We start from the raw sequence: 22,087 nt of genomic DNA, 5'->3' as shown, positions 1-22,087 counted from the left end.
CGGCACGTTCCTCGGTGACCTGCTCACTCATCCGCTCAAGGACCCCTATAGCGACGGCGAGTTCGTCCCGCTCGGCCCGTACCTCGTCCAACTGCTTGACCAGCTGTTCTTCCAGCCTGTCCAGCTCCGTGCGTCGCGCGGCGATCCCTTCCCGCGTCTCCGGCGAAACTGCCCTGCCAGACGATCTGCAACTCAGACTGCCGCACACCACCAGCCCGAGCGCCCCGAACGAACGTCACGGAAGAACGGAAGACCCGCTGAACAGCGACTCTCAAGACGGCGCACCCTCAATGAAGGGAGGAACGTGGCGGGCGGTGAGGGAGGCCGCCATGGCGGGCGGGGCTGGGTGCTGCGGTTCCTGCTGAGCTGCGTCAGCTGATGAGGGTGCGCTAGAGGGCACGCTGCCGCCCGCGCTGAGCAGGCCCGCGGGGATCGCGCTGGATGTGGGGGTGCTGCTAGGGAAAGCGAGGTTGCCGGCGACCAGGCCGATGACGGCCGCTGTCAGCAGAGCGACGGCGGTGTGCGGTGCCGAGAAGGGGCCGGACTGTGGAGGCTCAGGCGGGTTCGGCGGTGTCTGGGAGGAGGCGGAGCTCACGTGATTCTCCAGGGGAGTTGGTCTATCAGACGCCCGCTCCTACGTCATGTTCGGCCCGATGCCCCACGGGCTCTTTCGGGTTCGCACGGGCACGGCATCCAGGAAATCTTGAAGGAGTCCGCGGGGCGCCCCCAGGCAGTGCACGTACGAGGGAACCACATACAAGGGAACAACGAAGTCGACCGCACATGACGGCGGAGGGCGACGACCGGAAGGTGAGGGTGTGCAGGGCGATGGCGCGGGCGGACAGTCCGTGGCCGCGCGCGATCGGGACCTGTAACCCTCACCACGGTCCGGGGACCACGATGTGGGCGCGCCGGTGTCGCAGGACGGCCTGCGCTGAATGGGCGAGGGTCTTCACCAGGAGGTGCGCAGCCTGCGGGAGACCATCGGCCGCGGGATGCGCGACCAGCAGACCGTCGGCCTGCTGGCCCAGGACGCATTCCAGGGCGCGCGGTATGGCCGGTTCGTGGTCGAACCGGCCCGGTACGGCCTCTCGGTGCCGCGTGGGTGGATGCACTGCGGATTGATCTTCCAGCTCGTCGCCGACCGTGGCTTCGGCCTCGATCCCCGCGAGCTGGGACTGGAGGAACTGGCTGCCAGCAACGATCTAGCGATCTGCGGGGGCAGTTAGCGATCATGACCGTGGCCCGCGGGGCGAGGCGGACAGATATCCCGATGCAGGAACGCGAGACGGCACAGCAACTCCCCGGCGACCTGGGATTCCTGGGCATCAGCAACAACGACCGCCGCCTGTGTCGGGTGCCACTCCCTCGTCCGGTCCGCTCAGAACGAGCATCTATCCGGATGCGCGGCAGTGCGGTGCCCCTGCTGCTCGGGGGTTGGCAGCAAGGACACCGCGGTCCGGGACGGAACAGCAGCGGGACTACGAGGTGGCCAGCGCTTCAGTGGGGGGCAGTCGAGCGGCTCGTACAGCAGGATAGAAACCGGCCAGGCCGCCTATGACGAGGGTGGCGCCGACGCCGCCTGCCATGGCCCAGACCGGCACCACCGTGGTCATGTCCTGGTACGTCGCGTAGCCGATGGTGACGCCGATGCCGAGCAGTACACCGCCGATGCCGCCGAGCGCGGACAGCAGCAGCGCCTCGGCCAGGAACTGGGTGCGTATCTGGCCTCGGGTCGCGCCGAGTGAGCGGCGCAGGCCGATCTCGGAGCGGCGCTCGAGGACGGAGATGACCATGGTGTTGGCCACGCCGACGCCGCCGACGAGCAACGCCACGCCGCCGAGGCCCAGGAGCAGTCCGCTGAGGGTGTCGTCCGTGGCCTCCTTCGCCGCCAGTACGTCGGAGGGGCGGGAGACGTCGACCTCGCTCGGGACCTCCGGGTTGGCGGTGGCGCCGAGCTTCGTCTGGACGTCCTTGACCGCGTCCTCCTCGGCGCGGACGTAGACGGTGGTGGGGTAGCCGTCGAAGCCCAGCTCCGCCTTCGCCACGCCCCAGCCGATCATGGCGTTGTTGTCCAGGGCGGGCAGCAGCTCGTTCGGCGCCAGGATCCCCACGACGGTGAACCAGCGGTTGCCGAGCCAGACCCGTACCTCCGGACCGGCGTGGTGGATGTTCAGCTGGTACGCGGCATTGGCGCCGAGCACCACGGCCGGGTACTTGCTGTTGGCCGCGTTGAGCCAGCGGCCGTCGGTGAGTTCTCCACCGATGGACTTCAGCAGGTCGGTACGGGCGGCGGTGACGCGCAGGCCGCCGGATTCCTCCTTCGGCATCATGTCGTTGCGGTAGACCTTCGCGCTGGTCTTGCCGAGGGCGGAGACCGAGGTGACGTCCGGGATGTTGCCGATCATCGAGAGGGAGCGCTCGGGCAGGTGCGCGGTGCCGCCGCCGAAGGACTCGCCAGGGGACACCGTCAGGAGGTTGGTGCCGAGTGCGGCGAGGCGCTGGTTGAGGTCGTTGGTGGAGGACGAGGAAATGCCCACCACGCCGATCATGGCGGCGATGCCGATGGCGATGCCGAGCGCGGACAGGAACACCCGCATCGGCCGCGCGCGCAGCCCCGAGCCGCCGACCCGGACCACATCGGCCGGGCCCATCCGGGCCGCCTTGGGGCGCGGGGGCGCCGGGAGGCTTCGCCAGGGGGCGGCCCCGGTCTCCCGGGGCGGGGATGTCAGGCTCATCGGGCACTCCCTCCGGCTAGCAGCTCGCCGGCCACCGCGCCGCCAGCCGAGTCGTGCTCGATCCGGCCGTCCTTGAGCCGGACCTCCCGTGGCAGCAATGCGGCGATGTCGCGGTCGTGGGTGATGACTACGACCGTCGTGCCGGCCTCCTGCAGCTCGTGCAGGAGCTCCATCACCACCGCGCCGGAGCGGGAGTCCAGCGCGCCGGTCGGCTCGTCGGCGAGCAGCAGCGGCGGGTCGCCGAGCACCGCGCGGGCGATGGCCACGCGCTGCTTCTCGCCGCCGGAGAGCTGGTGCGGCTCGTGGTAGAGCCGCAGGCCGAGGCCGACCCGGCGCAGTGCCCGCTCGGCCAGCTCGCGCCGCTCGGCGCGGGTCCGGCCGCTGTAGAGCAGTCCGTCCGCGACGCTGTCCAGCGCCGGTACGCCCTGCGCCAGGTGGAACTGCTGGAAGACGAAGCCGATGGTGGCGGCCCGCAGCGCGGACAGGTCGCGGTCGCGCAGCTCGTCGATGTCGTGGCCGCCGATGCGGACCTTGCCCTCCGACGGGCGGTCCAGGGTGCCCATGATGTTGAGCAGCGTGGACTTGCCGGAGCCGGACGGGCCGACCACCGCGAGCAGCTCGCCGTGCTGGATCACCAGATCGGCGGACTGCAGCGCGGCGAGGTCGCCGTACGACTTGGAAACCCCGGCGAGGTCGACCACCGGGTGGGCCAGTACGGTCACTTCGGGACCCCCACGACCGTGCCCTCGGAGATGCCGGCGCCGGAGACCTCGACCATGCTGTCGGCGAACATGCCGAGCTTGACGGGGACGTACTCGACGCCATTCGGCGCCGAGGACTTCACGACCTCCAGGGCGTATCCGCCGCCGTCCTTCGCCACCAGGGCGCTGACCGGGACCGCGAGCACGTTCTTGCGGCTCTCCGACTTCAGGGTGACGTCGACCGACGCCGCCTGATAGCTGCCGAGTCCCTTCTGGTCCTTCACCTTCAGCTCGACGGGGAGGGTCGAGGCCTTGTCGCTGTCGCCGGAGCCGGAGTCACCGGAGCCCGAGTCGCCGGACCCCTCGTCGGCGGCGTTCGAGGGCGAGCCGACCTCGGTGATCGTCGCCTCGACGCTCGTCCCGTCGGGGAGTTTGACCTGCGCCTTCGTGCCGTTCTTGACGAGGTCCTCGTACTGGGCGTCGAGGTCCACGGTGATGACTCGCTCGGTCCCGGTCCAGGACAGCACGTTGCCGTTGGGCGCGGCGCCCACCTCCGCCTTCACGGCGGAGACCTTCCTGGCGCCGGGGGCCACCACCGCGTCGCCCGGCTTGACGGTGCCGGTGTCCTCGCGGTTCAGGTCGTCCTGCCACTCCTTCACAGCGGCGGCGGTGTCGTCGTTGTACGTGGAGTCGGCGACGAAGCCGTCGTAGCCGAGGGCCTTCAGGTTCTGCTCGAGGATCTTGACGTCGCTGCCGGAGTCGCCGGACTTCATGGTGCGGTAGAAGGGGATGTTGCCGTAGAGCAAGGGTGTCTTCTGCTGGTTGACGCGGTAGACGTCCCCGCCGCGTTTGATGGTGTCGCCGGCCTTGGGCACCCAGGTGACTATGCCGGAGCCGCCGCCCTGTCCCGGTTTGGATCCGCCGCCGGAGGACTGGGCCAGCACGGTGGAGGCATCGCCGTAATTCAGGCTGCCGTCCACGGTCTGGGTGTCGGTGAGAGAGGTGCGCTGCACCTTCGCTGTCGCCGAGGGGCCTTTGGATGCCTGGGGCTTGTCGTCGTCCTTGCCGCCCAGCGTGCCGGTGGCGGCGAGGCCCGCGGCCGTGGCCACGGCGATCGCCACCAGCACGATCAGGGTGGTTCGCAGCGGCCGCCGCTTACGGTGGCTGAGCGGCGGCTCCTCGCCGCCACCGGCGCCGTCCTGGCCCTCGCCGCCGCCGGCTGGGACGGGGGCCGGCGCCGCGGGATCCGGAGCGGAAGCGGCGAGTGCCGCCCCGGCCGGCTGCTCGGTGGCCAGTGCACCGGGCCCGCGCACTTCCAGCTCGGCGGCCGGGTCGCCGTCCGGCCCGCCGGGATCCCGCAGTCCATGGGTGTGATCGGGCGTCGTCACTGCTCGGACCCGTCAGTGAAGTACATCTCGCCGCCAGGGGACTTGTCCTGGCACGCCTGCGCCGCCTTCTGCATCTTCGGGTCGTCGGGCATCATGCCGAGCTTGCCGAGCGGGACGTTGATGCGGGTGCCGTCGACCTCCGGGTCCGGGAGCTTGGGGATGCCGTTCTCACGGATGCACTTGGCCCACAGGTTCACCTTCGAGGCGTCCATCTTGCCGCCGTTCTCCACGGAGCGCCCCTGCGGCATCTTGTCGCGGCAGGCCTCCATCGCCTGCAGCGTCTTCGGGTCGTTCGCGCCATTGCCGGGGTTGGACTTGACCCGGCCGTCGCCGTCCTGCTCCGGGTCCGGGTAGTCGGGCGCGCCGTTCGCCCGCATGCACTTCGAGTAGGCCATCGCCTGGGCGAATCCCTTGTCCTTGGTGCCCGGGGACTTGCCGCCCGAGTCGGCGGCGTTCGAGTCACCGGAGCAGCCGGCGGCACCGAAAGCGGCGATAAGCAGTGCGGACGTGGCGATCAGGGTGTGCGCTTTGGTGCGCTGACGTGTGATGAGCATGCAGCCGTTTCTACGCGGACGGCGGTCACACGGCGGACACAGCCACGGCCGTCCAACTGTCCATTCGGGGCGAGCCTTTGTGACCGCACGGTTACCAGGGCCCTCACACGGTGAGGACATGACGCTGACTGCTGCGGCCACCTACCCCGAGACCTCCCCCGGCACCGCCCCACCGCCCCACCGTCGGTGGTTCTGGCGCTCTCCCCCGGACCAGCCGCCCTGGGCCCGCCCGGCGCTGCTGGGCGTGGCCGCGCTCGCCGCCGTGCTCTACGGCTGGAATCTCACCAGCAGTTCCTACGCCCCGTACTACTCGGTGGCCGCCCGCAGCATGTCGGAGAGCTGGCACGCGTTCCTCTTCACCGCCTTCGACCCGGCCGCCACCATCACCATGGACAAGGTCGGCGGCTTTCTCTGGCCGCAGGCGCTCGCTGCCCGCCTGTTCGGCTTTCACGCGTGGTCACTGACGCTGCCCCAGGTCCTGGAGGGCGTGGTGTCGGTGCTGGCGCTGTACCGGGTGGTGCGCCGCTGGCAGGGTCCGGTGGCCGGGCTGGCCGCGGCCGGGCTGCTGACCATGACGCCGGTGGCGGCGTCGATGTTCGGCCACGCGATCCTCGACGCCTCCCTCACCATGTGCCTGGTGCTGGCCGCGGATCAGTACCAGAAGGCGGTCATGACCGGCCGCCTGGGCCCGCTGCTGCTCAGCGGCATGTGGATCGGGCTGGGTTTCCAGGCGAAGATGATGCAGGCCTGGGTCGTCGTGCCGGCGCTCGCCCTCGGCTATCTCGTCGCCGCCCCGCACCCGCTGCGCAAGCGGCTGGGGCAGCTGCTGGCGGCCGGCGGCGTGCTGTTGGCGGTGTCGCTGTCGTGGGTCGCGCTGATGACCTTCACGCCGGAGAGCTCGCGCCCGTACGCGGACGGCACGACGAACAACAGCGCCTACGCCATGGTCTTCGGCTACAACGGCCTCGACCGCCTGCACGACGGCCTGATCGACGGCTCGTTCAAGGGGACCTTCGAGGGCGGGTCGCCGTCGCAGGGCCAGGGCGGCGGGGCGGGGGCGGGTGGCGGCGGCGCGGGCGGTCCCAAGGCCATGCCGGACACCGACGGCTGGGGCAAGCTCTTCGGGCCGCGGTTCGGCGCCCAGATCGGCTGGCTGTATCCGCTGGCGCTGCTGTCCCTGGTTCTCGGCCTCACCCGGCACCGCCGCGCCCCACGCACCGACCAGCGGCGGGCCGGCTATCTGATGTGGGGCGGGTGGCTGCTCACCTCGGCCGTGCTGCTCAGCGCCATGGCGGTCCCGCACACGGCCTACGTCACGTTGCTCGCACCCGCGCTGGCCGCGCTGGCGGCCGCCGGCATCGTGGCGCTGTGGCGCATCCACAACGCCTCGCTCGGGCCGCCGCAGACCCTGGTGCTGCCGGTCGCCGTCGTCGTCCAGGAGGCCTGGACCCTGCATGTGGCGGCGGCGTACGAGGACTTCATGCCGTGGCTCACGCCCGTGATCCTCGCGGCATCCGTCGCGGCCTGCGCGGCGCTCGTGTACGCGGTGCTGCCCGCGCCGCCGGACGCCCGGCTGGCCCGCCGGATCGGGGTCGCCGGGCTGGTGGCTGGCTGCGTCGCGATGTTCGCCGCGCCCATGGCGTGGTCGCTGTCGGTGCTGGACTCCACGTACGCGGGTTCGTCCTTCGACGCGTACGCCGGGCCGCCGTACCAGCCGGGCGGTGAGAAGCCCGGGAAGAAGAGCGGGGGGCCGGTCGCATCCTCAGGCGGGCCGGTGGCTGCCGGGCAGCCGCGCGGCTCGTCGGGGCCGGCCGGCGGCTCGAGCGGCGGCGGCATCGCGGCCGGGCTGAGCAAGGACGAGAAGGCGCTCCTGGCGTACGTCCAGAAGCACAACCGCGGCGCCGAGTACACCTTCTCCACCGACAACTGGCAGGCGGCGGCCCCGTACATCTACGCCAGGGCACTGCCCGTGCTACCGCTCGGCGGGTTCACGGGCGGGGCCAACTCGGCGACCCTGGCCGAGTACCGCAAGCTGGTCGCGGACGGCAAGCTGCGCTTCGCGCTGCTGAGCAGCGGCGGCGAGAAGTCGGGCGCGTCGCAGGCCGGAAGCTCGGTGGGGCAGATCAACGACTGGGTCAGGTCCACCTGCACCAAGGTCGAGCCGAAGGCGTACGGGGGCCGGCCAGCGGGACCTGACAGCTCGAAGGCTCCGCAGGGATCTCAAGAACCGAAGGACCCGAAGGACCCGAAGGACCCTCAGGGCAAGAAGGACCCGAAGGGGCCTCAGGACCAGAAGGGCGGCCCAGGCCCCAAGGCGCCGAAGGATCAAGCCGGATCGAAGCCCTCGAAGGACAAGGCAGAACCGAAGCAGCAGGACCAGGCAGGCCAGCAGGACCAGGAAACCCTCTACAGCTGCTCCCCCGACGCCGTATGACGACGATGACGGCGGCCCTCCCGGGCCGCCGTCATCGTCACCAGGCGACCGGCAGCTCCTCCACGCCGTACTGCACGGCGAAGGGACGGAACCGCAGCTCGGCCTCCGGAACCGCCAGCCGCAGCCCGGGGAACCGCACCAGCAGCCCGGCGATGGAGGCCCGCAGCTGCACGCGCGCGAGCGCGGCCCCGATGCAGTGGTGGATGCCGTGCCCGAACGCCAGGTGGGAGGAGGCATCCGCACGCGTGACGTCCAGCCGGTCCTCGGGACCGCCGGGCAGGCGCGTGCGGTTGACCGCGAGGAGAGAGCAGGAGACGGTCTCGCCCGCCTTGATCTGCTGCCCGCCAAGGGTCACGTCCACCAGCGCGGTCCGCGGCGACGCCGTCGACACCACCGCGACGTGACCCAGCAGTTCCTCCACCCCCTGGTCCAGCAGCTCCGGCCGCTCGCGCAGCAGTGCCAGCTGCTCCGGGTGCTGCAGCAGCGCGAGTACGCCGAGGCCCAGCATCTGCGCCGAGCCCTCAAGACCGCCCGCGAGAAAGGAGTTGGCGACGCCGACCAGTTCGGCGTCGGTCAGTTCCTCTCCGTGTTCGCGGATGATGGTGCCCAGCAGTCCTTCGCCGGGCTTCCCGCGCTGCCGCGTGACGATGCCGCCGAGGTACGAGATGTACGCCTTCTGTGCCGCTATCCGCCGCCGGGCGCGGCTGCCGGAGTGGGCATCCATCCGGCTGGGCGCGCGCACGTCGAGCATCCGCCCCAGCTGGGCGAGGTCGTCGCGTGGGATGCCGAGTAGCGCGCAGCTGATCAGGCCCGGCACCGGCCAGCCGTAGTGCCGCATCAGGTCGGCCGGCGGCCCGTTCCCGGCCAGCACGTCGAGCCGCTCGGCCACCACCGCTTCGACGGCCGGCGCCATGGCGCTGATGCGCCGGGTGGTGAAGGCCGGCGTCAGCAGCTTGCGCAGCCGGCCGTGCTCCGGCGGGTCGTAGTGCAGCAGATTTCCGGCCTCCCGGGGCTGCGAGATGGCCTTCTGCCGCACGGGTGGGACGGAGCTGAACCGTTCGGTGTCGCTGAGCACCGCCCGTACCTCCGCGCGCCCCGTGACGACCCAGTCGAAGGCCCCCGGGTCGCGGGCGACGGGCGTGCTGTGGCTCATCCGGGTCAGCTCGGGCGTCGGGTCGAGGCCGTCGCGGCGCAGGTGCGGGGGAAGTTCCGGTGGCTGCGGCATGGGGTGCCTTTCCGTTTACCAGGAGACCGGTTACCAGGAGACCGGGAGGTTCTCGATGCCGAAGGTGGCCATCCACGGCGGCCGGAACCGCAGGTCTTCGCGGGGCACCGCGAGCCGCAGCTCGGGGAAGCGACGCAGCACGGCCGCGAAGGCGATCCGCAGTTCCATGCGGGCGAGGGCCGCGCCCGCGCAGTAGTGGATGCCGTGGCCGAAGGCGAGGTGGTTATCGCCCTCGCGGAGGATGTCGAGGCGGTCGCGGACGGTCTCGTCCGGTTGGGCGCGGTTGACCGCAAGGAGCGAGCAGGAGACGACCTGCCCGGCCTTGATGGTGTGCTCGCCGACGCGCACCTCGGTCAGCGCCGTGCGCGGTGAAGCGACCGCGACGACGGTGGCGTAGCGCAGCAGTTCCTCCACCGCCCGGTCCATCAGCTCGGGTTTGCCGCGGAGCGCGGCGAGTTGGTCCGGGTGGTCGAGCAGCGCCAGGATGCCCAGGCCCAACATGCCGACCATGTTCTCGATCCCGGCGGCCATGACGGAGGCGGCCAGGCCTACCAGTTCCTTGTCGGTCACCTCCGGGCCGTGCTCCTTGATCAGCCCGCTGACGAGGTCGTCGCCGGGGTCGCGGCGCTTGGTGGCGACGTAGCGGGCCAGATAGTCGTCGAAGGCCTTGGCTGAGGCGCGGCGGGCCCGCCAGCCGCGGTTGTCGCGCCGGCTGAGGTCGAGGTGGCGGGCGAGTTCCGCCTGGTCGTCGCGGGGGATGCCGAGGAGCGTGCAGCCGACCAGGCCGGGGATGGGCCAGGCGAAGTGCCGCATGAAGTCGGCCGGGCTGCCGGCCCGTTCCATGACGTCGAGGCGGTCCTCGATGATCCGCTCGACCTGCGGTTCGATCCGGCGCATCCGGCGCAGCGTGAATTCCGGCGCCAGCATTTTGCGCAGCCGGGTGTGCTCCGGCGGGTCGTGCATCAGCGGATTGCCGATCTGGGTGATCGCCCGCGACTCCTCCTCGCTGTCGGCGGGCGGCCGGGTGGAGAAGCGGCACTGGGCGTCGCCGAGGATCTCCCGTACTTCGTCCCGTCCCGTGGCGACCCAGCTGATCAGCCCCGGCCCGGTGTCCTCGAGCAGCGGCGTCCGCTCGCTCATCACCTCCAGGCCCGGCGGCGGTTCCATTCCCTCCCGCACATGGTTCGGGATGATGTCGAAGGACTTCTCCGCTGCCATCTCAGTCGCCCCTTCCGGCACGGATCTTCGCGGTGAGCACGCGGCCGATGCCGGACCGGTGCGCGGATTCGAGCATGTCCTCGTGGCTGGAGGTGACTTCGTGGGTCTCGATGTTCCCGGCGACATACGGGCGCCAGCTGGCGATGGCCTCGGTGGCCAGCAGCTTCTCGGTGCGCCGCTCGGTCGCCACGAACACCAGCAGGTCGCCGCCGAAGCGGCGCGGGGTGTGGTCGCGGATGAGGCCGACGATGTTCATGATGACCTCCCGCATGTTCTCCAGCTGCGCCCCGCGCGCCTCCACGTCCCGGCCGGGACCGGCGCTGCTGTCCTCGTCCCAGGTGCCCTTGCCGTCCACCGGGCCCAGGCCGCTCTCCTGGTCGCCGCCGATGGAGCCGACGTCCCGGTATCGATAGGCGTCGAGCAGCGCGAGCAGGTCGACCTGCTCGCCCAGTTCCTCCAGCCGGCACGCGATGGCCTGCGCGACGACGCCGCCGAAGGACCAGCCGGTCAGCCGGTACGGGCCGTGCGGCTGCACGCTCCGCATCTGGGCGATGTAGTCGTCCACCATCTCTTCCATGCTCTGCGGCAGCGGCTCCGGGCCTGCGAGGCCGCGCGCCTGGATGCCGTACATCGGCAGATCGGCCGGAAGGTGCGGCAGCAAGGTGGCGTAACTCCAGCTCAGGCCGGTGCCGTGGTGAATGCAGAACAGCGGCCGGCGATCGCCCTCGGCGCGCAGCGGCAGCAGCACCCCGAGGTCCTCGGAGTTTCTGACGGTGCGTCGGCCGACGCCGTCGCGCCGGTGCCGGTCCGGGTCGCCCGCGGCGTGCGGCCGCAGCAGGCCGGAGGCGTCACGCCGGGCCCACTGGCCGGTGCGCAGCATCCGTTCGCCGCGGCGGCCGAAGGGACTGGCGACGAGGCGGCTGCCGGTCTCGCCGGATCCGTCCGGGTAGCGGTGCGCGAGCGCCGGGCCGGTGACGTACACCTCGCCCAGGGCGCCCGGCGGGACCGGACGGAGGTAGTAGTCAAGCAGGTGGGCACGGGTGCCGTCCGGCCACCGCAGGTCCGTGCCCTGGTCGCCGGGCGCGGCCGCCGGCCGCTCGGTCAGGGCCCGCTCGCCCTCGTCAAGCAGCTCGAGTTTGCCGATCGGGAGTTCCGGATCCTTCGCGGCCTGCTCCAGCACCCGCACCAGCCGGCGGGCGAAGGCGGCGGCCTCCGGCTCGTCGAAGAGGTCGACGGCGTAGTCCAGGCTGCCGACGATGCCGTCCGGGTCCCCGTAGTCCTCGAAGCTTTCGGTGAGGGTGAGCCGCAGGTCGAGCGCGGAGTTCTGGGGCGGCAGCGGCAGCCTGGTGGTGGCAAGACCCGGGAGCCCCGCGTCCTCCCACTTCTCGGCGATGTCGTCGCGTACGTCCAAAAGCACCTGGAATACCGGATGATGGGCTCCGCTCGACCTCGGCTCCAGCCGCTCCACCAACCGGTCGAAGGGCACGTCCTGGTTCTGTAGCGCTTCCTGATACGCCTCCCTGGCCCGCTTGACCAGGGTGCGGAAGGCCGGGTTGCCGTGGGTGTCCAGGCGCAGCGACAGCAGCCCGGACAGCGGCCCGACCACTCCTTCCAGGCTCTCCTCCCCGTCCGGCCGCGGCAGTACGGTGCCCAGCAGCAGGTCCGTGCCGGCGCCGAGCCGGGAGAGCAGCAGCGCGAGCGCGGCGTGCACCGCCGCGAAGGTGGTCGCGCCGACGGCGTCGGCCGCGTCAAGGAGCTGGGCGTGGGTGTCCGCCGGGATCCGGATCGGGATGGAGGCGGTGCGCCGGTCCGGCCCGGCCGCCGGCTCCCGGTCCGTCGGCAGTCCGGTCCGCGGCGGGGCGTCGGCCCAGGCGGCCCTCCAGTACTCGAGCTGATCGGCGACCAGGCTCTCCGCCTCCTCCTCACCCTTGAGCAGCTCGCGCTCCCAGAGCGCGTAGTCGGCGAACTGCAGTGGCAGCGGCGCCCGTTCCGACGCCCGCCCTTCGCGGCGTGCCCCGTAGGCGGCCGCGAGGTCGCGGATCAGCAGATTCACCGAGGACTCGTCCGCCGCGATCGGGTGGATGACGAGGAGCAGCACATGCCCGGTGGCCGAGAGCCTGAAGAGATGCTGCGCCCAGGGCATCTCCCGGGTCAGGTCGAAGCACTGCCGAATACGGGACGCCAGCAGCACGGGCAGCTCGTCCTCGCTCGCCGGCAGCACCGCCGGCAGCACCTCCGGCCCGGCGCGTACGACGACGTCGTCGCCGGCCTCGGACAGCTCCTGCACCAGCGTGCCGTCCTGGCTCTCCCGGAATCGCGTACGCAACAGCTCATGCCGGGCCGCCACATCGGCCAGCGCCGCCCGCAGAGCCGGCACGTCCAACTCGCCCTCGAGCCTCAGCGCGGCGGCGAGGTTGCTCGTCGCGTCCGCGCCTGCCGCCCGTTCCGCCTGCCAGACCCGCTGCTGATGCACGGAGGCGGGGAGTTCGGCGGGCCGCTGTTCGACCGCCCGCAGCGGCGGCCGCAGCTTGGCGCCGAGCAGCCGCTCCACGCCGACCGGGGTCGAGGCGCCGAAGAACTGCCGGATGCTCAGCTCAGCGCCGAGCTCGGTACGGACCCGTCCCGCCAGCCGCATCGCCAGGGCCGAGTTGCCGCCCAGGTCGAAGAAGTTGTCGTCCGGCCCGACCCGCTCCAGGCCTAACACCTCGGCGAAGAGGACGCACAGGGTCTCCTGGAGTTCACCCTGCGCCGCCTGCGCCGAGACCAGGTTGGCGTAGCTCGGCGCGGGCAGGGCGGACTTGTGCAGCTTCCCGTTGGGGGTGAGCGGCAGCGCGTCGAGCGCCATCACCGTGGCCGGAACCATGTACTCGGGCAGCCGGGCGGCGGCGAACTCCCGCACGGCGGCGGGGTCCAGTCCGCCGCCCTCGACGGGCACAGCGTAGGCGACCAGGCGGGGGTCGCCGGGCCGGTCCTCGCGGACGACGACGGCCGCCTGAGCGATGTGTTCGTGGGCGGCGATGACCGACTCGATCTCGCCGAGTTCGATACGGAACCCGCGGATCTTGACCTGCTCGTCGGCGCGGCCCTGGAAGTGCAGCAGCCCGTCGCCGCTCCATTTGGCGAGATCACCGGTGCGGTACATGCGGGCGCCCTCGGCGTACGGGCAGGCTATGAAGCGTTCCGCGGTGAGGTCCTGGCGGCCCAGATAGCCGCGGGCCAAGCCCGGACCGGCCAGATACACCTCGCCGGTGGCACCGATCGGCACCGGACACAGGAAACCGTCCAGGACATAGACCCGGGTATTGGGCAGCGGAATGCCGATCGCCGGCGGCTGATCGTCCGGTGTAATGCCCTCGTCGAGCGCCACGGCCGTGGCAATGACGGTCGACTCGGTCGGACCGTAGGTGTTCCACAGCCCGGCCGCCGCCCGCCACTTGGCGGCCAGGTCGGCCGTGAGGCGCTCGGCACCCAGCACCCAGTTGCGTACGCCGGGCACGGTCTGCGGGTCCAGGACGCCGAGCAGGGAGGGCACCACGCTCGCGACGGTGACACCACTTCCCTCGACCATGGCGGCCAGGGCCCGCGGGTCGGTGCGCTCCTCACTGGCGGCGATCGCCAGGGTGCCGCCGGTCGCCAGGGTCACGGCGACGTCAAGGACCGAGGCATCGAAGCTGAACGACGCGAACTGCAACGTCACCTCGCCAGGACCGGCGCCCAGCACCGGACCCATCGCTTCGACGAGATTGGCCGGGCCTCGGTGGGGGACGGCTACCCCCTTGGGACGACCGGTGGAGCCGGAGGTGTAGATCACGTACGCCAACTGGTCGTGAGCTACCCCTACTTCGAGCGGCAGCTCCGACTCCGCGGCGATCGCCTCCTCCGCGTCGGCCAGCACCGCGGTGTCCAGCACGACCTGTGCCTCGCTGGACCCGACCATGAACTCGAGGCGGTCGGCGGGGTACTCCGGATCCAGCGGGACATACGCACCCCCGGCCTTCCACACCGCCAGCATCGACGTCACTATGTCGACGCCGCGCGGCAGCCGCAGGCCCACCCGAGACTCCCCGCGCACGCCCTGACGACGGAGGTAGCGGGCCAGCCGATTCGACCGGGCCTCCAACTCCCCGTACGACAGCTCCTCGGATCCGCAGCGCACCGCGGCCACGTCCGGGGTCCGGACCGCCCACTCCTGGAAACGCTCCGGCACGGTCAGCGGGCCGAACGGCCGCGTGCCGGCGTTCCATTCCTCGACCACGCGCGCCCGTTCGTCCGTCTCGAGTACGTCGATCTCGCTCAGCCGCACCTGCGGATCCGCCGCCACCTGCTCCAGGACCCGTACGAGACGGTCACCAAGGGCCCGTACCGTCGACTCGTCGAAGAGATCCGCCGCGTACAGAATCCCGCCCCCGAGACCCGCCGGAGCGCCATCCGCACCCCGCCGCTCACCCAGGGATACGGACAGGTCGAACCGCGCCGGAGGCGCGGCGGCCGGCGGGAGCGGGGTGACGCGTAGGCCGGGCAGCTGCCATTCGGCCTCGGGTATGTTCTGCAGCGCCAGCATCACCTGGAACAGCGGATTGCGGGACAGTGAGCGCGCCGGGTTCAACTCCTCCACCAGCCGCTCGAACGGCACATCCTGATGCGCGTACGCCGCCAGATCCGCCTCCCGCACCCGCCGCAACACCTCCGCGAACGACGGATCACCTTCCAGGTCCGCCCGCAGCACCAGCGTGTTCACGAAGAACCCCGACAGCCCCTCCAGCTGCGCGTCCCCGCGGCCCGCGACGGGCGTACCGAGGGGGATGTCCGACCCGGCGCCCATCCGCGACAGCAACACCGACAGCGCGGCATGTACCAGCATGAACATCGTCGCCCGGCCACGCCCGGCCGCCTCGATCAGGCGGGCGTGCGTCTGTGCGGACACATCGACGTCCACCGTTCCGCTGCGGAAGGAGGGGGTCGCGGAACGGGTGCGGTCCATCGGCAGCGCCAGCTCGGGTGGTGCGTCGGCGAGCGCGTCCTTCCAGTACGCCAGCTGCCCGCTGATCACACTCTCCGGATCACCGGGGTCACCCAGCGCCTCCCGCTGCCACAGCGTGTAATCCGCGTACTGCACCGGCAACGGGTCCCAGCCCGGCGCCTGCCCTTCGCAGCGAGCCTCGTACGCCGCCCGCAGGTCCCGGGCCAGCACCCCCATCGACCAGCCGTCCGAGGCGATGTGATGCACCACCAACAGCAGCACGGACTCCTCCGGTGCCACCCGCAGTAACGACACCCGCCACGGCAGCTCCACGCTCAGATCAAAGCCACGGCCGCTGAGCCCGGCCAGAGTGTCATCGAGGCGGGACTCCTCGGTGTCCACGACGGCCGGCCGCGGATGGGCATCATGTCCGGCCAGTACGTGCTGTCGGGGCTTGCCCTCCCGGTCGGGGTAGACGGTGCGCAGGCTCTCGTGCCGGTCGGCGACATCGCCGAGCGCCGCCTCCAGCGCCTGCAGATCCAGCTCACCCTCCATCCGCAGCGCCAGTGGCAGGTTGTACGCCCCCGCCGCCTCCGAGTCCACGCCGTCCATCCGGCTCAGGAACCACATGCGCTGCTGGCCGAACGACAGCGGCACGTCGTCGGGCCGCGGCTGCGGCCGCAGCGCCACCCGGTTCTCGGCCGCGGCGTCACCGACCAACCGGGCGATCCCGGCCACAGTGGGTGCGCCGAAGACGTCGCGGATACCCAGCTCGGTGTCAAGCACCGCGCGGATACGGGCGACGAGCCTCATGCCGAGCAGTGAGTCCCCGCCCAGCTGGAAGAAGTCGTCATCCACCCCGACCACGCCAATGCCGAGGACGTCGGCGAAGAGGGTGCAGAGGATCTCTTCTGCGGGGGTGGATGGTGCTCGTCCGTGGCCGGTGGCGGTTTCGGGGATTGGGAGGGCGGTCTTGTCGACTTTGCCGTTGGGGGTGAGGGGCAGGGTATCCAGGATCGTGATGGTGGCCGGGACCATGTGGCCGGGGAGGCGGGTGGCGGTGAACTCCCGTATGGCGGCGGGGTCCAGGGCCGTCGCGCACACGGCGTAGGCGGCGAGACGGTCGTCGCGGGCGATGACGGTGGCCTGGGCGACATCCGGGTGGGCGGTGAGGACGGATTCGATCTCACCGAGTTCGATGCGGAACCCGCGGATCTTGACCTGCTCGTCGGCGCGGCCCTGGAAGTGCAGCAGCCCGTCGCCACTCCACCTGGCGAGATCACCGGTGCGATACATGCGGGCGCCATCTGTGTACGGGCAGGCTATGAAGCGTTCCGCGGTGAGGTCCTGGCGGCCCAGATAGCCGCGGGCCAAGCCCGGACCGGCCAGATACACCTCGCCGGTGGCACCGATCGGCACCGGGCGCAGGAAACCGTCCAGGACATAGACCTGGGTGTTGGGCAGCGGAATGCCGATCGACGGGGGCTGATCGTCCGGCGTGATGCCCTCCTCGAGCGCCACAGCCGTGGTCATGACGGTCGCCTCAGTGGGACCGTAGGTGTTCCACAACCGGGCCTGGGCCCGCCACTTGGCGGCCAGATCCGCGGTCAGCCGCTCGGCACCCAGCACCCAGTTGCGTACGCCGGGCACGGTCTGCGGGTCCAGGACGCCGAGCAGGGAGGGCACCACGCTCGCCACCGTCACGCCACTGCCCCGGATCATCCTCGACAGGGCCTGCGGATCGGTACGCTCCTCGCCGATGGCGATCGCCAGCGTGCCACCGGATGCCAGCGTGGCGGCGACGTCGAGGACCGAGGCGTCAAAGCTGAACGACGCGAACTGCAACGTCACCTCACCCGGACCGGCACCCAACACCGGACCCATCGCCTCCACCAGATTCGCCACACCCCGATGCGCCACCGCCACACCCTTCGGACGACCCGTCGACCCCGAGGTATAGATCACATACGCCAACTCATCAGGAGCGACGGCGATATCCGGGGCCGCGTCGGGCTCGGCCGCAATGGCCGCGCCGGTGTCCGCCATCCACTCGGCATCAATCACCACCGACGCACCGCTGTCGACCGTCATGAACTCGAGGCGGTCGGCGGGGTACTCCGGATCCAGCGGCACATACGCGCCACCGGCCTTCCACACCGCCAGCATCGACGTCACCATGTCGACGCCGCGCGGCAGCCGCAGGCCCACCCGAGACTCAGACCGGACACCCCGACGACGCAAGTAGCGGCCCAGCCGATTCGACCGGGCCTCCAACTCCCCATACGACAGGGCCTCCGCCCCACACCGCACCGCTGCCACATTCGGCGACCGAAGCGCGTGGGCCCGGAACCGCTCCACCACCGTCTCCAACCCGACCGCCCGCGCCGTGGCATTCCACTTCCCCACCACCAGCGCCCGCTCGCCAGCGTCGAGTACGTCGATCTCGCTCAGCCGCACCTGCGGATCCGCCGCCACCTGCTCCAGGACCCGTACGAGACGGTCACCAAGGGCCCGTACCGTCGACTCGTCGAAAAGATCCGCCGCGTACAGAATCCCGCCCCCGAGACCCGCTGGAGCGCCATCCGCTGCACGCCGCTCGCCCAGCGTCACGGAGAGGTCGAACCGCGCCGGCAACTCCGCCACGGGCGGGAGCGGGGTGACGCGTAGGCCGGGCAGCTGCCATTCGGCCTCGGGTATGTTCTGCAGCGCCAGCATCACCTGGAACAGCGGATTGCGGGACAGCGAGCGCGCCGGGTTCAACTCCTCCACCAGCCGCTCGAACGGCACATCCTGATGCGCGTACGCCGCCAGATCCGCCTCCCGCACCCGCCGCAACACCTCCGCGAACGACGGATCACCTTCCAGGTCCGCCCGCAGCACCAGCGTGTTCACGAAGAACCCCGACATCCCCTCCAGCTGCGCATCCCCGCGGCCCGCGATCCCCGTGCCCACGGGAATGTCGGACCCGGCGCCCATCCGCGACAGCAACACCGACAGCGCGGCATGCACGAGCATGAACATCGTCGCCCGGCCCCGGGCAGCCACCGCCACCAGCCGCCGGTGCGTGTCCGCCTCCACCGAGACCGGCACACTGCCGCCCTGGAAGGAGGGCTCCCCCCTGCGTGCGCGGTCCACCGGCAGGGCCAGCTCCGGCGGCGCGTCGGCCAGGGCGTCCTTCCAGTACGCCAGCTGCCCGCTGATCACACTCTCCGGATCACCGGGGTCACCCAGCGCCTCCCGCTGCCACAGCGCGTAATCCGCGTACTGCACCGGCAGCGCTTCCCAGCCCGGCGCCCGACCCGCACACCGCGCCTCGTACGCGACCCGCAGATCCCGCGCCAGCACCCCCATCGACCAGCCGTCCGAGGCGATGTGATGCACCACCAACAGCAGCACGGACTCCTCCGGTGCCACCGTCAACAACGACACCCGCCACGGCAGCTCCGTACTCAGATCGAAGCAGCGACCCGACACCGCCGCGAGTTGTTCCTCCAGTCGCTCCGCAGTGGCCTGCTCCACGTCCAGCGCGGGCCGTCCGGCAGCGCCCTCCAGCACTCGCTGCCACGGCTCACCATCCGCGTCGGGGAAGACGGTCCGCAGGCTCTCGTGCCGGTCGGCGACGTCGCCGAGCGCCGCCTTGAGCGCCTCCAGGTCGAGCGCACCCTCCAGCCGCAGCGCGAGCGGCAGGTTGTACGCCCCCGCCGCCTCCGAGTCGGCCTCGGCCAGCCGGTTCAGGAACCACATGCGGCGTTGTGCGTACGAGACCGGCACCTGGTCGGGGCGCGGCTGCGGCAGCAGCTCCAGCTGCTTGCGTTCGACGGCGCCGGCCAGCTGCCGCGCCAGCCCGGCGGGCGAGGGCGTGCCGAACAGGTCGCGGATGCTCACTTTCGCGTCCAGCACCGCGCGGATTCGGGCGACGAGCCTCATACCGAGCAGTGAGTCCCCGCCGAGCTCGAAGAAGCCGTCTTCCGGCCCCACCCGTTCCACACCCAGCACATCGGCGAACAGCTCGCAAAGGATCTCCTCCACCGGCGTGGATGGTGCTCGTCCGTGGCCGGCCGCGTACTCGGGTGTGGGCAGCGCGGTCTTGTCGACTTTGCCGTTGGGGGTGAGGGGCAGGGTGTCCAGGATCGTGACGGTGGCCGGGACCATGTGCTCGGGGAGGCGGGTGGCGGTGAACTCCCGTATGGCGGCGGGGTCCAGGGCCATCGCACACACGGCGTAGGCGGCGATGCGGTCGTCGCGGGCGATGACGGTGGCCTGGGCGACATCCGGGTGGGCGGTGAGGACGGATTCGATCTCGCCGAGTTCGATACGGAACCCGCGGATCTTGACCTGATCGTCGGCGCGGCCCTGGAAGTGCAGCAGCCCGTCGCCGCTCCATTTGGCGAGATCACCGGTGCGATACATGCGGGCGCCATCTGTGTACGGGCAGGCTATGAAGCGTTCCGCGGTGAGGTCCTGGCGGCCCAGGTAGCCGCGGGCCAAGCCCGGACCGGCCAGATACACCTCGCCGGTGGCACCGATCGGCACCGGGCGCAGGAAGTCATCCAGGACATAGACCTGGGTGTTGGGCAGCGGGCTGCCGATCGCCGGCGGCTCGTCATCGAAGGTGAAGTCGGCAGGAAGTTCCACGGCCGTGGTCATGACGGTCGCCTCGGTCGGACCGTAGGTGTTCCACAACCGGGCCTGGGCCCGCCACTTGGCGGCCAGATCGGCAGTCAGCCGCTCGGCACCCAGCACCCAGTTGCGTACGCCGGGCACGGTCTGCGGGTCCAGGACGCCGAGCAGGGAGGGCACCACGCTCGCCACCGTCACGCCACTGTCCCGGATCATCCTCGACAGGGCCTGCGGATCCGTGCGCTCCTCACCGGTGGCGATGGCCAGCGTGCCACCGGACGCCAGCGTCACGGCGACGTCGAGGACCGAGGCGTCGAAGCTGAACGACGCGAACTGCAACGTCACCTCACCCGGACCGGCACCCAACACCGGACCCATCGCCTCCACCAGATTCGCCACACCCCGATGCGCCACCGCCACACCCTTCGGACGACCCGTCGACCCCGAGGTATAGATCACATACGCCAACTCATCAGGAGCGACGGCGATATCCAGGGCCGCGTCGGGCTCGGCCGCAATGGCCGCGCCGGTGTCCGCCATCCACTCGGCATCAATCACCACCGACGCACCGCTGTCGACCGTCATAAACTCCAGCCGGTCAGTCGGGTATTCGGGATCCAGCGGCACATACGCGCCACCGGCCTTCCACACCGCCAGCATCGACACCACCATGTCCACACCCCGCGGCAACCGCAGACCCACCCGCGACTCCCGGCCAACACCGCGATCATGTAGATACCTAGCCAGCCGATTCGACCTGGCCTCCAACTCCCCATACGAAAGGGCCTCCGCCCCACACCGCACCGCTGCCGCCTCCGGGATCTGGACCGCCCACTCCCGGAAACGCTCAGGGACCGACAGTGACAGCACCGGCCGCGCCGTGGCATTCCACTCCCCCACCACCCGCGCCCGCTCACCAGCATCCAACAGCACGAGTTCACTCACCCGCACCCGCGGATCCACCACCACCTGCTCCAGCACCCGCACCAACCGGCCTACGATCGCGGCGACGTCCTCCCGCCCGAACAGCTCCTCCTGGTAGTCCAGCTTGAGATGCATCCGCTCCTCGGGCACCACGATCAGCGCGAGCGGATAGTGGGAGGCGTCCCGCACCGCCGGTGTGCGGCGGATTTCGAGGCGTTCCGGGGCGGGCTCCTCCTTCGGCGGGCTGGGGTAGTTCTCGTACACCACGATCGTGTCGAAGACGCCGCCCGGTCCGGCAAGCCGCTGCACCTCGGGCAGTCCGAGGTGCTGGTGCGCCATCAGCGCGGACTGGCGTTTTTGCAGGTCGGCGAGGAGTTGGGTGACCGGTTGGGCGGCCTCGAGGCGTACCCGCACGGGGAGGGTGTTCATGAAGAGGCCGACCATGGACTCCACGCCGGGCAGTTCCGCGGGCCGCCCGGCGGCGGTCGCGCCGAACACCACATCCGTGCGGCCGGCCAGCTGCCCAAGGACCAGCGCCCAGGCCGCCTGGATCACGGTGTTGAGGGTCACGCCCTGGCCGCGGGCCAGCCGGGTGAGGTCCTGGGTCAGCTCGGCCGAGAGGTCGGTGATGAGGTTCGCCGGCTCGCCGGGACGCCTGCCCGGGTCGACCGGGGCGACCAGCGTCGGCTCATCGGCGCCGGCGAGTTCCGCCTGCCAGGCCGCCCGCGCGGCGGGCTTGTCCTGGCGCTGCAGCCAGGCCAGGTAGTCCCGGTACGAGGTGGCCCTGGGCAGTCCGCATGAGTCGCCGCCAGCCGCGTAAATGGCCGCCAGTTCGCCGAAGAGTACGGGCAGCGACCAGCCGTCCATGAGGACGTGGTGGCTGGTCAGCACGAGCCGGTGGCGGTCTTCGGCGAGGCGGATGAGGAGCAGTCGCAGCAGCGGCGGCGTCGCCGGGTCGAAGCGCTCCCGCAGTTCCGCCGCGCACCGCCGCTCGGCCTCGGCGGCAGCGTCGGCTTCCGCAAGACCGCTGACGTCCGCGTGCTGCCAGGGCAAGGTCACCTCGCGGGCGATGACCTGCACCGGTTCGCCTGAGCTCCGCCGCCGGAAGCTCGCCCGCAGCGCGGCGTGCCGGTCCAGCAGCGCCGCCCAGGAGGCGTGTAGCACGTCGGCGTCCAGGGGCCCGATCAGGTCGACGCCGCGCTGCCCCTGGTACACATCGGCGCCCTGGTCGTCGAACGAAGCGTGGAACAGCAGCCCTTCCTGCAACGGCGACAGCGGCCAAACGTCCTCGACACGGGCTCGGGCCATCGGGTTTTCTCCTCACA

9 protein-coding genes are annotated in these 22,087 nt (G+C 71.1%); 2 read left to right on the top strand and 7 right to left on the bottom strand.

Translation table 11 applies throughout. From position 1 onward, the window contains the following. Nucleotides 1-938: 938 nt before the first annotated feature. On the top strand, nucleotides 939-1,229 hold the full coding sequence (locus tag ACGFSB_RS29295; RefSeq protein ID WP_393405408.1) for a hypothetical protein: 291 nt from the start codon (nucleotides 939-941) through the stop codon (nucleotides 1,227-1,229). Nucleotides 1,230-1,481: 252 nt separating this feature from the next. On the opposite strand, the gene ACGFSB_RS29290 is transcribed toward ACGFSB_RS29295, so the two are convergent. Genes ACGFSB_RS29290 through ACGFSB_RS29275 form a run of 4 tightly spaced genes read right to left on the bottom strand, consistent with a single transcriptional unit; the run spans nucleotide 1,482 to nucleotide 5,381 of the window. Beyond that, complete coding sequence (locus ACGFSB_RS29290; RefSeq protein WP_393405406.1) at nucleotides 1,482-2,738, bottom strand: ABC transporter permease; 1,257 nt, start codon at nucleotides 2,736-2,738, stop codon at nucleotides 1,482-1,484. Further along, complete coding sequence (locus ACGFSB_RS29285) at nucleotides 2,735-3,460, bottom strand: ABC transporter ATP-binding protein (protein WP_393405404.1); 726 nt, start codon at nucleotides 3,458-3,460, stop codon at nucleotides 2,735-2,737. The genes ACGFSB_RS29290 and ACGFSB_RS29285 overlap by 4 nt, the downstream gene beginning before the upstream one ends. Further along, nucleotides 3,457-4,827 (bottom strand): peptidoglycan-binding protein, encoded by a 1,371-nt coding sequence (locus tag ACGFSB_RS29280; RefSeq protein ID WP_393405402.1) that lies wholly within the window; start codon nucleotides 4,825-4,827, stop codon nucleotides 3,457-3,459. Before ACGFSB_RS29280 ends, ACGFSB_RS29285 begins: the two co-directional genes overlap by 4 nt. Beyond that, nucleotides 4,824-5,381: a hypothetical protein gene (locus ACGFSB_RS29275; protein WP_393405400.1), complete on the bottom strand. Its 558-nt coding sequence runs from the start codon at nucleotides 5,379-5,381 to the stop codon at nucleotides 4,824-4,826. The genes ACGFSB_RS29280 and ACGFSB_RS29275 overlap by 4 nt, the downstream gene beginning before the upstream one ends. Nucleotides 5,382-5,499: 118 nt before the next feature. Between ACGFSB_RS29275 and ACGFSB_RS29270 the strand changes: the two genes are divergently transcribed. Then, on the top strand, nucleotides 5,500-7,815 hold the full coding sequence (locus ACGFSB_RS29270; protein WP_393405398.1) for an ArnT family glycosyltransferase: 2,316 nt from the start codon (nucleotides 5,500-5,502) through the stop codon (nucleotides 7,813-7,815). Between the two features lie 37 nt (nucleotides 7,816-7,852). Here the strand turns inward: ACGFSB_RS29270 and ACGFSB_RS29265 are convergent, their stop codons facing one another. From ACGFSB_RS29265 to ACGFSB_RS29255, 3 genes are read right to left on the bottom strand one after another with little or no spacing between them, the layout of a single operon-like run. Continuing rightward, on the bottom strand, nucleotides 7,853-9,040 hold the full coding sequence (locus ACGFSB_RS29265) for a cytochrome P450 (RefSeq protein ID WP_393405396.1): 1,188 nt from the start codon (nucleotides 9,038-9,040) through the stop codon (nucleotides 7,853-7,855). 30 nt (nucleotides 9,041-9,070) lie between these two features. Further along, entirely contained in the window at nucleotides 9,071-10,258 is a 1,188-nt protein-coding gene (locus ACGFSB_RS29260) for a cytochrome P450 (protein ID WP_393405394.1), read from the bottom strand. 1 nt (nucleotide 10,259) lies between these two features. Continuing rightward, complete coding sequence (locus ACGFSB_RS29255; RefSeq protein ID WP_393405392.1) at nucleotides 10,260-22,070, bottom strand: amino acid adenylation domain-containing protein; 11,811 nt, start codon at nucleotides 22,068-22,070, stop codon at nucleotides 10,260-10,262. Nucleotides 22,071-22,087: the final 17 nt, after the last annotated feature.

Origin of the sequence: Streptomyces sp. NPDC048441 (genome assembly GCF_043200235.1) — a bacterium.
Taxonomy (GTDB): domain Bacteria; phylum Actinomycetota; class Actinomycetes; order Streptomycetales; family Streptomycetaceae; genus Streptomyces.
The sequence above is the reverse complement of the archived record's forward strand: the minus strand, read 5'-3'. Positions and strand labels throughout refer to the sequence as shown.

Coding starts and splice junctions, on each gene's coding strand:
- ACGFSB_RS29295 (WP_393405408.1), top strand. CDS start 939: ATGGGCGAGGGTCTTCACCAGGAGGTGCGCAGCCTGCGGGAGACCATC.
- ACGFSB_RS29290 (WP_393405406.1), bottom strand. CDS start 2,738: ATGAGCCTGACATCCCCGCCCCGGGAGACCGGGGCCGCCCCCTGGCGA.
- ACGFSB_RS29275 (WP_393405400.1), bottom strand. CDS start 5,381: ATGCTCATCACACGTCAGCGCACCAAAGCGCACACCCTGATCGCCACG.
- ACGFSB_RS29270 (WP_393405398.1), top strand. CDS start 5,500: ATGACGCTGACTGCTGCGGCCACCTACCCCGAGACCTCCCCCGGCACC.
- ACGFSB_RS29265 (WP_393405396.1), bottom strand. CDS start 9,040: ATGCCGCAGCCACCGGAACTTCCCCCGCACCTGCGCCGCGACGGCCTC.
- ACGFSB_RS29260 (WP_393405394.1), bottom strand. CDS start 10,258: ATGGCAGCGGAGAAGTCCTTCGACATCATCCCGAACCATGTGCGGGAG.
- ACGFSB_RS29255 (WP_393405392.1), bottom strand. CDS start 22,070: ATGGCCCGAGCCCGTGTCGAGGACGTTTGGCCGCTGTCGCCGTTGCAG.